General features: G+C 62.6%; 9 protein-coding genes. 1 reads left to right on the forward strand and 8 read right to left on the reverse strand.

All coding sequences use genetic code 11. The features are described from left to right. Positions 1–71: 71 nt before the first annotated feature. The 4 genes from glmM to BRPE64_RS09305 all read right to left on the reverse strand — a co-directional run bounded on the left by glmM (position 72) and on the right by BRPE64_RS09305 (position 5,312). Positions 72–1,433, reverse strand: coding sequence for a phosphoglucosamine mutase (gene glmM, locus BRPE64_RS09290; protein WP_016345835.1), 1,362 nt, complete (start codon positions 1,431–1,433; stop codon positions 72–74). Between the two features lie 116 nt (positions 1,434–1,549). Then, positions 1,550–2,350 (reverse strand): dihydropteroate synthase, encoded by an 801-nt coding sequence (folP, locus tag BRPE64_RS09295; protein ID WP_016345836.1) that lies wholly within the window; start codon positions 2,348–2,350, stop codon positions 1,550–1,552. A gap of 227 nt (positions 2,351–2,577) precedes the next feature. Next, entirely contained in the window at positions 2,578–4,464 is a 1,887-nt protein-coding gene (gene ftsH / locus BRPE64_RS09300) for an ATP-dependent zinc metalloprotease FtsH (protein ID WP_016345837.1), read from the reverse strand. Positions 4,465–4,649: 185 nt separating this feature from the next. Beyond that, a complete protein-coding gene (locus BRPE64_RS09305; protein ID WP_044041452.1) occupies positions 4,650–5,312 on the reverse strand; it encodes an RlmE family RNA methyltransferase in 663 nt (220 codons plus the stop codon). Positions 5,313–5,609: 297 nt separating this feature from the next. Here BRPE64_RS09305 and BRPE64_RS09310 point away from each other — a divergent pair, with 297 nt between their 5' ends. Beyond that, on the forward strand, positions 5,610–6,149 hold the full coding sequence (locus BRPE64_RS09310) for a YhbY family RNA-binding protein (RefSeq protein WP_044041453.1): 540 nt from the start codon (positions 5,610–5,612) through the stop codon (positions 6,147–6,149). Positions 6,150–6,206: 57 nt separating this feature from the next. Here BRPE64_RS09310 and BRPE64_RS09315 read toward each other — a convergent pair whose 3' ends face one another. The 4 genes from BRPE64_RS09315 to carA form a co-directional block, all read right to left on the reverse strand. After that, complete coding sequence (locus tag BRPE64_RS09315) at positions 6,207–6,722, reverse strand: DUF4149 domain-containing protein (RefSeq protein ID WP_016345840.1); 516 nt, start codon at positions 6,720–6,722, stop codon at positions 6,207–6,209. After that, positions 6,722–7,198, reverse strand: a complete 477-nt coding sequence (gene greA / locus BRPE64_RS09320) for a transcription elongation factor GreA (RefSeq protein WP_016345841.1) — start codon at positions 7,196–7,198, stop codon at positions 6,722–6,724. The genes BRPE64_RS09315 and greA overlap by 1 nt, the downstream gene beginning before the upstream one ends. Positions 7,199–7,313: 115 nt before the next feature. Next, a complete protein-coding gene (gene carB / locus BRPE64_RS09325) occupies positions 7,314–10,568 on the reverse strand; it encodes a carbamoyl-phosphate synthase large subunit (RefSeq protein ID WP_016345842.1) in 3,255 nt (1,084 codons plus the stop codon). A gap of 43 nt (positions 10,569–10,611) precedes the next feature. After that, positions 10,612–11,754: a glutamine-hydrolyzing carbamoyl-phosphate synthase small subunit gene (gene carA, locus BRPE64_RS09330; RefSeq protein ID WP_016345843.1), complete on the reverse strand. Its 1,143-nt coding sequence runs from the start codon at positions 11,752–11,754 to the stop codon at positions 10,612–10,614. Between the last annotated feature and the right edge of the window lie 73 nt (positions 11,755–11,827).

An 11,827-nucleotide genomic window follows, 5' to 3' on the forward strand; every position in this document is an offset into this window, starting at 1 on the left:
CAAATAAGAAAGCGGGCCGAAGCCCGCTTTAGTCTGGTTTTTAGCGAAATGTGACGGCTTTCAGTAAACGCCTACGAAGTCGCTTCCTTTACCACTTGCGCAATCGTTTCCGCGTGCCGAACCGCGTCTTGCTCCGCCGACGCTTCCACCATCACGCGCAGCACCGGTTCGGTTCCCGACGCGCGAATCAAGACCCGGCCGTGCGATTGGAGGGAACGCTCGGCTTGTTCGATCGCGCGGCGGATGGCGTCGCTGTTCTTCCAATCCGCGCCCGCGTTCATGCGCACGTTGATCAGCTTCTGCGGGAACAGGCTCACGCCGTCGAGCAGCTCGGCGAGCGTCTTGCCGCTGCGCTGGATCGCCGCGAGCACGAGCAAGGCGGATACGATGCCGTCGCCGGTCGAATGACGGTCCAGCGACAGGATGTGGCCCGAACCTTCCGCGCCCAGTTGCCAGCCGTTCTCGCGCAGCTTTTCGAGCACGTAGCGGTCGCCGACGGCCGCGCGCACGAACTGCACGCCCGCTTCCTTCAGCGCGACTTCCACGGCCATGTTGGTCATCAGCGTGCCGACCGCGCCCGGCACCTGGCCGTCGGTCATGATGCGGTCCTTGACCAGCACGTAGAGCAGTTCGTCGCCGTTGTAGAGGCGGCCCGAGGAATCGACGATCAGCAAACGGTCCGCGTCGCCGTCGAGCGCGATGCCGAGATCGGCCTTGTGCTCCAGCACGGCGCGCACGAGCGCATCCGGTGCGGTCGCGCCGACGCCGTCGTTGATGTTGAAGCCGTTCGGCGACACGCCGATCGACACCACTTCCGCGCCCAGTTCGTGGAACACGTGCGGCGCGACGTCATAGCCTGCGCCATGCGCGCAATCGACGACGAGCTTCAGCCCGCGCAAGTCGAAGCTCGCCGGAAAGGTGCTTTTGCAGAACTCGACGTAGCGGCCGCCCGCGTCGTCCAGACGGCGCGCCTTGCCGAGACGCTCGGACGGCGCGCATTCCATCGGCTGCTCGAGTTGCCGCTCGATTTCGAGTTCGACCTCATCGGGCAGCTTGTTGCCGTCGGCGGAGAAAAACTTGATGCCGTTGTCGTTGTACGGATTGTGCGATGCGCTGATCACGACGCCCGCCGACAGGCGCAGCGCGCGCGTCAGGTACGCGACGCCGGGTGTGGGCATCGGGCCTGCCAGCATCACGTCGACGCCCGCCGCCGAAAAGCCCGACTCCAGCGCGGCTTCGAGCATATAGCCCGACACGCGCGTGTCCTTGCCGATCAGCACCGTCGGACGGTTGCCCTTTTTCTGCTGCGCGCGGTCCGCGCCCGCGAGCACCTTGCCCGCGGCATAACCGAGCCTGAGTACGAAGTCCGGCGTGATCGGCGCGACGCCTACGCGTCCCCGAATGCCGTCCGTGCCGAAATATTGACGTGCCATTGTTGAGTGCCCTCCTCGCGGACATGTGGCGCTTGTTATAGGTCCGCGAAATAATATTGACGATTTTTACCGGAGCGTGCGCCTGCGCCGTCATCTTTGCCGAACCGAGCCGACGGTCAATAGTGCCCGCCGAAAGCGGCCTTCTTTGTGGCCTCCCAGACCTTCAGGGCATCGACCGTTTCCGCGACGTCATGCACGCGGATGATCGCTGCGCCCCGCTCTGCCGCGCAGACCGCCGCGGCCACGCTCGCCGCGAGGCGTTCGCCCGCGCCGCGACCGGTGACAGCGCCGAGCATCGATTTGCGCGACATGCCTGCGAGCAGCGGGAGATTGGCGTCGACGGGAAGCGTCGCGCGCAGATGGGCGAGCAACTGGTAATTATGCTCCACCGTCTTTCCGAAGCCATAGCCCGGATCGAGGCTCACACGTTCTTTTGCAATTCCCGCGTGCGCGAGCGATGCGAGCCGCTCGGCGAAAAACGTGCGCACTTCGGCGACCACGTCGTCATAGAACGGTTCGTGGAGTTGCATCGTGCGCGGCTCGCCGAGCATGTGCATCACGCACAGCCCACAATCGCTGTCCTTGACGGCCTCGAGCGCGCCTTCCTGACGCAAGCCCCAGATGTCGTTGATCATGTCCGCGCCCGCGTCGAGCGCGGCGCGCATGACGACGGGCTTGTAGGTATCGACGGAGATCGGCACCTGCACCGTCCGCAGCGCTTCGACGATCGGCACGACGCGCTCGAGCTCTTCGTCGAGCGGAACGGGCGGCGCGCCGGGACGCGTCGATTCGCCGCCGATGTCGATCATGTCGGCGCCGTCGGCGAGCATTTTTTCGGCGCGTGCCAGCGCGGCGTCGCGGGAAAGAAAGCGGCCGCCATCAGAAAACGAGTCCGGCGTGACATTGAGAATGCCCATGACGAGCGGGCGTTCGAATGTCAGCGTGAAGCGGCCGCAGCGAAGCGGCGCGGCTTGGAGAGGAGTTGAGGTCGATGTGGTCAAGCGAGTCGAATGAAGCGAGAGACGGAAACGGGAAGACAGCGTGAACGACGCTTGAGCGTTCGGCCTCCGTTGAAGTTGAAGCCCTGAAAGTGAAAATGGGCCGGCGTGCAATGCACGGCGGCCCATGAACGGAGGCTAAAAACTCAGGCCGTTGCCGGCGCGCTGCCCGGCTTGACCTCGGTGCCGCTGCTGCCGCCCGGCGGCGTGTCGCCCGACGGAGGCGGCAGGTTCTTCGGCGGACGCGGCGGGCGATCAGCCATGATGTCGCTGATCTGGTCTGCGTCGATGGTTTCCCATTCGAGCAGCGCCTTGGTCATTGCTTCGACGCGGACGCGGTTGTCTTCCAGCAGCTTGCGGGCGAGCGCGTACTGCTCGTCCAGGATGCGGCGGATTTCCGCATCGACCTTCTGCTGCGTGGCTTCGGACACCGTCTTCGAGCCGAGCTTGCCGAACATGCCGTCCGGCTCGGTATCGACATACACCATCGTGCCGAGCACGTCCGACATGCCGTAACGCGTCACCATGTCGCGCGCCATCTTGGTTGCACGCTCGAAGTCGTTGGAAGCGCCCGTGGACATCGAGTTCAGGAACACTTCTTCCGCCGCGCGGCCGCCGAACAGAATGGCGATTTCTTCCAGCATCTTGTCGCGATACAGGTTCACGCGATCATGTTCCGGCAACTGCCAGGTGACGCCCAATGCCCAGCCGCGCGGCATGATCGTGACCTTGTGGACCGGATCGGCATGCGGCAGCAGCTTCGCGACCACCGCGTGACCCGACTCGTGGTACGCCGTATTGCGACGCTCTTCCTCGCGCATAACCGCCGACTTGCGCTCCGGACCCATGAAGATCTTGTCCTTCGCGTCTTCGAAATCCTGCATCTCGACGATGCGCTTGCCGCGACGCGCCGCGAACAGCGCAGCTTCGTTCACGAGGTTCGCGAGGTCCGCGCCAGAGAAGCCCGGCGTGCCGCGCGCGATCACCGATGCGTCGACGTCGTTCGAGATCGGCACTTTGCGCAGATGCACCTTCATGATGTGCTCGCGACCGCGGATATCCGGCAGACCGACATACACCTGACGGTCGAAACGGCCCGGACGCAGCAGCGCTTTGTCGAGCACGTCGGAACGGTTGGTCGCCGCGATCACGATGACGCCCGAATTCGCCTCGAAGCCGTCCATCTCGACGAGCATCTGGTTCAGCGTTTGTTCGCGCTCGTCGTTACCACCGCCCATGCCGGCGCCACGATGACGGCCGACCGCGTCGATTTCGTCGATGAACACGATACACGGCGCATGTTTCTTCGCCTGCTCGAACATGTCGCGCACGCGGGCCGCGCCCACGCCGACGAACATTTCCACGAAGTCCGAACCCGAGATGCTGAAAAACGGCACCTTTGCTTCGCCCGCGATGGCGCGTGCGAGCAGCGTCTTACCGGTACCCGGAGGCCCGACCAGCAGCACCCCGCGTGGAATTCGTCCGCCCAGCTTCTGGAATTTCTGCGGATCGCGCAGGAAGTCCACCAGCTCGGACACTTCTTCCTTGGCTTCGTCGCAGCCGGCGACGTCCGTGAAATTGATTGCGTTGTTGTTTTCGTCGATCAGCCGCGCACGCGACTTGCCGAACGAGAACGCCCCGCCTTTGCCGCCCCCCTGCATCTGCCTCATCATGTAGAACCAGAAGCCGATGATCAGGATCGTCGGCCCGAGGTAGTACAGCGCGGAGACGAGCGCATTCGGTTCATCGTCAGCCTTGCCGCTGACCTGAACGCCGTATTTCATCAGATCGCCGACCATCCAGATGTCGCCGGGCGACACGATCTGGTATTTCTGGCCGTCTGCCGGAGTGACCGTCAGATTCCGCCCCTGAACGGTGACATTCTTCACCTTGCCGCTCTTCGCGTCGTCCATGAACTGCGAATAGGACACACCTTCCTGCACGCGGGGCTTATCGAACTGCTTGAACACCGTAAACAGCACCAGTGCGATCACGAGCCACACTGCCGCTTTCGAGAACATATTGTTGTTCAAGGCACCACTCCTCACTCATAGACGGGCGCCTACATAAACCTTGCGGCGCACCGAAGCATTCTAATCCAGACCGCTAACCCCTGCCATAAGGTTTAACTACCGTACATATAGCGGTAGTCACGGCATTCTCGGCATAATCGGCGAAAATATCGCCGAATTACGCCGATTTAATTCAGGCAGGTGCATCAACCCGGATGCTTGAGCCGGCGCCCGAGGATAAATGTCTCCGACGATTTGTCGCGAGACGCCTTGGGCTTGCGCGGCGCCACCACCTTGAACTGCTGTTTGAACTTCTCGACGATCTGGCTGTACCCGCTGCCATGAAAACATTTGACCAGCAGCGCACCGTCCGGTTTCAGATGGTTTTGAGCGAACTCCAGCGCCAGATCGCAGAGATGCTCGATCCGAGCCGCATCCGCGCTCGCCACCCCAGAGAGGTTGGGGGCCATGTCCGAGATTACAAGGTCCACTTGCCGGTCGCCGACGATTTCATCGAGTTTCGCGAGCACGTCGTCCTCGCGGAAGTCGCCCTGAATGAACGTGACGTCCGCGATCGGTTCCATCGGCAGAATATCCAGCGCGATGATCGTGCCGTCGATGCCGCCCTCGCGCTGCGCATCGCGCTTCTGGCTCTGCGCCAGCTTGTTGCGTGCGTACTGACTCCAGCTGCCGGGCGTCGAACCGAGATCGACGATCACTTGTCCCGGCTTAATGAGCTTATCCTGCTCGTCGATCTCCTTGAGCTTGTATGCGGCGCGCGCGCGATAACCCTCGCGCTGCGCCATCTTGACGTAGGGATCGTTGATGTGGTCGTGCAACCACGAATGACTGAAACGGTTTTTTGCCATCGAAACTGAACGGGTTCGGCGCGCGGCCTGCGCGCCCGGTGCGTATTTTGCTGCATCGCGCGATGCTTTTAGCGGATAATACGCGTCTTGTCGGCCGGACCGGTCTTCGGGCGCTTGCGCGCACCGAAACTCCGCATCCGGCCTATTTTGTTTTATGGTGGACGGCAGCGCATTTCCGCGCGCCGGGTTCGCGAAAGCGGCGAACCGATGCAACGTACATCCGGCTCGTGCCATTTGCCGGGCCAAATCGTGTAGCACCTGCAGCCGCCCACATTTTAGTCGAGTCCCTAACTTCTCATGCCAGCTCTCACACTCTCCCCCGCCGAGCGCGCCGATCTGCGCTCCCAGGCCCATGCCCTCAAGCCCGTCGTGCTCGTCGGCGCGGAGGGTCTGACCGATGCCGTGCTCAAGGAGATCGGCGTCCACCTCGAGGCGCATCAGCTCATCAAGATTCGCGTGTTCGGCGATGAACGCGAGACGCGCGTCGGCATCTACGACGAAATCTGCGATCGCCTGAACGCCGCGCCTATCCAGCATATCGGCAAGCTGCTGGTGATCTGGAGGCCCGAAGGCGCCGCGCCGAAAAGCCGCGCCAGCAGCCGCACGCGCAGCACGATGCCGCCGAGCGCGGGCGAAGCCGCCGAGCGTCCGGCCAAAGGACGCGCGCCGCGCATCGTCAAGGCAGTGAAGATCACGCGCGACGCGCCTGCCGTCAAGAAGCCGAGAAAGCAGACGCTGAAGGTGCTGGGCAACGAACGCGTGACGGCCGGCGGCAATGTCAAGCGCGCGAAAAAGCGGCAGACCGGCTCGAAGCGCCAGCATCAGGCGGTGAAATGAACCGGCGGCGCGTGCACTTTTCGAAGAGCGCACGCGCCACCGCAACTTAAAAAGAATTTATCGGCGCGCGCGTTTGGCCGCCATCTTGGCCGACTTGTTCTTCGGCACGATCGCCACGGGCGCAGCGCCCGGCAAACGCCAGATGAGCGCCAGTCCGAACAGGCATTCGATCAGATAGATCGCGCTCGACACGCCATGCAGAATGCCGAACTGCCGCGCATAGGGCGAGTTCGCGAGTTCGGTGCCGGCTTCCTGCGCGGCCATGCGCAGCGAGTTCATGAACGGCTGCAGCGCGAAGTAGCCGAGCAGCACGCACAGCAACATCACTGCGGCGATCCATCGCACGCGCTTGTAATCGGCAATGCCGCTTTTCACGAAGCGATTGCCAATCACGATGAGCACGAGCGCACACACCACGCCTATGATCGCCTCGATCCTGAAAAGCTGCGCCGCAACCGATCCGGCCGAGGTGCGATCTAGCATCGAGAACAGGACCGGCGCGGCAACGAGGCCGAGAGTCAGCAGGCTGCCGACCCAAATCATGGAAATGAGACGAAAGGCGCGGTGCTCCATCAGACGTAGCGCACGGCGATGATTTCGTACTCGCGCGCGCCGCTCGGCGCCTGCACCGACGCGACGTCGCCTTCCGTCTTCGAGATCAGCGCGCGCGCGATCGGCGAGCTGACCGAGATGAGGCCGTGGTCGAGGTCCGCTTCGTCATCGCCGACGATCTGATACGTGACCGTGTCGCCCGATTCGAGGTCTTCCAGTTCGACCGTCGCGCCGAACACGACGCGGCCTTCGGCTTCGACCTGCGTGGGATCGATCACTTGCGCGGCCGCCAGCTTCGACTCGAGTTCGGCGATGCGGCCCTCGATGAAACCCTGCTTTTCCTTTGCGGCATCATATTCCGCGTTTTCGGACAGATCGCCCTGCGCGCGCGCTTCCGCGATCGCATTGATGACAGCGGGACGCTCGACAGCCTTCAGGCGTTGCAATTCGTCGCGCAGCAACTCCGCGCCGCGCTTCGTCAAGGGAATCGTGCTCATAGACAACCCAAAAAACTAAACTCGTCAAAAAAATTACCGCGGTTAAGCGCATCTCCCGACAAAAGGAGACGCCGCTTAACCGCGGCTCGTGATGCTTAGACCGGTAATCGAAGCCTTAGTTTAGGCGAGCATGCAGGCCTTGTAAATCGTAGACTTCCAAATCGCGCAGATAACGCAGGCCTTCGACCGCCGCCCGCGCACCCGACATGGTCGTATAGTACGTGACCTTGTTGGCCTGCGCGCTCATGCGAATGGAACGCGAATCCGCGATCGCCGCGCGCGTTTCGTCGACGGTCGTGAAGACCAGCGCGATCTCGCCGTTCTTGATCATGTCGACGATGTGCGGACGGCCGTCCTTCACCTTGTTCACGACCTTGACGGGCACACCCGCCGCCGAAATGGCCGCGGCGGTGCCCTTGGTCGCGACGATCGGATAGCCGAGTTCGTGCAGCATCTGCGCGACTTCGACGGCCTTCGGCTTGTCGGCGTCCATCACCGTCAACAGCACCGTGCCCGACTCCGGCAGACGCGAGCCCGCCGCGAGTTGCGACTTGAACAGCGCCTCGCCGAACGTGCGACCTACGCCCATCACTTCGCCGGTCGAGCGCATTTCCGGCCCAAGAACCGGATCGACCGCCGGGAACTTGACGAACGGGAACACCGCTTCCTTCACGCTGAAGTAAGGCGGAATCACTTCCTTCGTGACGCCTTGTGCCTTGAGCTTCTGACCGACCATGGCGCGGGCGGCGATCTTCGCGAGCGGCAGGCCGGTTGCCTTCGACACATACGGCACTGTGCGCGATGCGCGCGGGTTCACTTCCAGCACGTAGATGACGTCTTTCTTCGAGCCATCTTCCTGCGGGACTTGCTGGATCGCAAACTGCACGTTCATCAGGCCGATCACGTTCAGCGCCTTCGCCATTGCGGCGGTTTGACGCTTGAGTTCATCCACCGTTTCCTGCGACAGCGAGTACGGCGGCAGCGAGCACGCCGAATCGCCCGAGTGCACGCCCGCCTGTTCGATGTGCTCCATCACGCCGCCGATGAACACGTCGTCGCCATCGGAGATGCAGTCGACATCGCATTCGATTGCATCGTTCAGGAAGCGGTCGAGCAGCACAGGCGAATCGTTCGACACCTTCACGGCCTCGCGCATATAGCGTTCGAGATCGCGCGGCTCGTGGACGATTTCCATCGCGCGGCCACCGAGCACGTACGAAGGACGCACGACCAGCGGATAACCGATTTCTTCGGCGAGCTTCAACGCTTCGTCTTCCGCGCGCGCGGTGCGATTCGGCGGCTGACGCAGGTCGAGGTCCTGCAGCAGTTTCTGGAAGCGCTCGCGGTCTTCGGCGGCATCGATCATGTCCGGCGATGTACCGATGATCGGCACACCGTTCGCCTCGAGATCGAGCGCGAGCTTGAGCGGCGTCTGACCGCCGTATTGCACGATCACGCCGACCGGCTTTTCCAGATCGACGATTTCGAGCACGTCTTCGAGCGTCAGCGATTCGAAGTACAGACGATCCGATGTGTCGTAGTCGGTCGAAACGGTTTCCGGGTTGCAGTTGACCATGATGGTTTCATAGCCGTCCTCGCGCATGGCGAGCGCAGCATGCACGCAGCAATAGTCGAACTCGATGCCCTGCCCGATCCGGTTCGGACCGCCGCCCAGCACCATGATCTTCTTCTTGTCCGTCGGGTTTGCTTCGCACTCTTCTTCATACGTCGAGTACATGTAGGCGGTCTTCGTGGCGAACTCGGCCGCACACGTGTCGACGCGCTTGTAGACCGGACGCACCTTCAGTGCGTGGCGCTTCTTGCGCACGTCGTCCTGCTTCGAACCGGTGAGCTTCGCGAGACGCCGATCCGAGAAACCGCTCTTCTTCAGATACAGCAGTTCGTCGCGCGTCAGGCTTTCGAGCGTGCGGCCTTCCAGCGCCTTTTCCTTCAGGATGATCTGCTCGATCTGCGCGAGGAACCAAGGATCGATCGACGTTTCCTCGAAGATCTCCTGCATCGTGAGGCCGAGACGGAACGCGTCGCCCAGATACCAGATGCGGTCCGGGCCCGGCTCGCCGATCTCGCGGATCACTTCGTCGCGGCTCGTGGTCTTTTCGTCGAGACCGTCGACGCCGACTTCCAGACCGCGCAACGCCTTCTGGAACGATTCCTGGAACGTGCGGCCCATGGCCATGACTTCGCCGACGGACTTCATCTGCGTGGTCAGGCGCGAATCGGCTTCGCGGAATTTCTCGAACGCGAAACGCGGCACCTTTGTCACGACATAGTCGATAGTCGGTTCGAACGATGCAGGCGTCTGGCCGCCGGTGATTTCGTTCTTCAGTTCGTCGAGCGTGTAGCCGCAGGCGAGCTTCGCGGCGACCTTCGCGATTGGGAAGCCCGTCGCCTTCGAGGCCAGCGCGGACGAACGCGACACGCGCGGGTTCATCTCGATCACGACCATGCGGCCGTCATTCGGATTGATCGCGAACTGCACGTTCGAGCCGCCCGTATCGACGCCGATTTCGCGCAGCACCGCGAGCGACGCGTTACGCAGCACCTGATATTCCTTGTCGGTGAGCGTCTGCGCGGGCGCGACGGTGATGGAGTCGCCGGTGTGCACGCCCATCGGGTCGAGGTTCTCGATCGAGCACACGATAATGCAGTTGTCCTTTTTGTCGCGGACCACTTCCATCTCGTACTCTTTCCAGCCGAGCAGCGATTCTTCGATCAGCAATTCGCGCGTAGGCGACAGATCGAGACCGCGACGGCAAATTTCTTCGAACTCTTCCTTGTTGTACGCGATGCCGCCGCCCGAGCCGCCCAGCGTGAACGACGGACGAATCACGGTCGGATAGCCGCCGCTGCCGGTGGCTTCCGCGATCTGCGCCTGCACGGCGAGCGCTTCTTCCATCGAATGCGCGATGCCCGACTTGGCCGAACCGAGGCCGATCTTGGTCATCGCGTCCTTGAACTTCTGGCGGTCTTCCGCCTTGTCGATCGCTTCCGGCGACGCACCGATCAGCTCGACGTTGTACTTTTCCAGCACGCCGTGATGGAACAGGTCGAGCGCGCAATTGAGCGCGGTCTGTCCGCCCATGGTCGGCAGGATCGCATCGGGCCGCTCTTTGGCGATGATGCGCTCGACCACTTCCCACGAAATCGGCTCGATGTAGGTGACGTCGGCCGTATTCGGGTCGGTCATGATCGTCGCCGGATTGCTGTTGACGAGGATGACCTTGTAGCCTTCCTCACGCAGCGCCTTGCATGCTTGCGCGCCCGAATAATCGAACTCGCACGCCTGACCGATGATGATCGGACCCGCGCCGATGATGAGGATGCTTTTGATGTCTGTGCGCTTCGGCATAACTGCTCTCGATGAATATTGTGCGGTGATCTGTTCTGTGCTTTTAAGCGGCGACCTTCTGCGTCTCCATCAGCTTGATGAAGCGGTCGAACAGATACGCGATGTCGTGCGGGCCGGGCGACGCTTCCGGGTGGCCCTGGAAGCAGAACGCCGGCTTGTCGGTCAGCGCGAAGCCCTGCAGCGTGCCGTCGAACAGCGAGACGTGCGTGACCTTCGCGTTGGCGGGCAGCGTGGACGCATCGACCGCGAAGCCGTGGTTCTGCGACGTGATCACCACGCGGCCGTCTTCCATGTCCTTCACCGGATGGTTCGCGCCGTGGTGGCCGGTCTTCATCTTCATGGTCTTCGCGCCGACGGCGAGGCCCATGATCTGATGACCGAGGCAGATGCCGAAGGTCGGAATGCCGCGCGCGATGAACTCACGTGTCGCTGCAATGGCGTAGTCGCACGGTTCCGGATCGCCCGGGCCGTTCGACAGGAAGATGCCGTCCGGATTGAGCGCAAGCGCGTCCGCGGCGGTTGCCTGCGCGGGCAGCACGGTGACGTGGCAGCCGCGCTCGGCCAGCATGCGCAGGATGTTGTACTTGACGCCGTAGTCGAACGCGACCACGCGGAACTTCGGCGCCTCCTGACGGCCGTAGCCGCTGCCAAGACGCCATTCGGTCTGCGTCCACTCGTAGGTTTTCTCGGTCGACACGACCTTCGCGAGGTCCATGCCCGCGAGGCCCGGGAACGAGCGCGCGAGGCCGAGCGCCTTCGACTCGTCGTCGGTGCCGGCGAGAATGCAGCCGTTCTGCGCGCCCTTCTCGCGCAAAATGCGCGTGAGCTTGCGCGTGTCGATGCCCGCGATCGCGACGACGCCTTGCGCCTTCAGATAATCGGAGAGCGACTGCTCGGAACGGAAATTGGATGCGAGCACCGGCAGGTCGCGGATGATGAGACCGGCGGCATGGACTTTGGTGGCTTCGACGTCTTCGGCGTTCACGCCGACGTTGCCGATATGCGGATAGGTCAGCGTGACGATCTGGCGGGCATAGCTCGGATCCGTCAGGATTTCCTGATAGCCGGTGATGGCGGTGTTGAACACCACTTCGCCGATTGTCGAACCGGGCGCGCCGATCGATTGACCACGAAAGACCGTGCCGTCGGCAAGTGCGAGTAGTGCGGGGGAAAATGACGGCAACACGGGAAGCTCCTTGGGGGACACCCTGTTACCGACCTGTCTGTCCGAAATTCAGGCTTGGCTTCCCGTCGCCCGT

The sequence above is a fragment of the Caballeronia insecticola genome, from assembly GCF_000402035.1.
Taxonomy (GTDB): domain Bacteria; phylum Pseudomonadota; class Gammaproteobacteria; order Burkholderiales; family Burkholderiaceae; genus Caballeronia; species Caballeronia insecticola.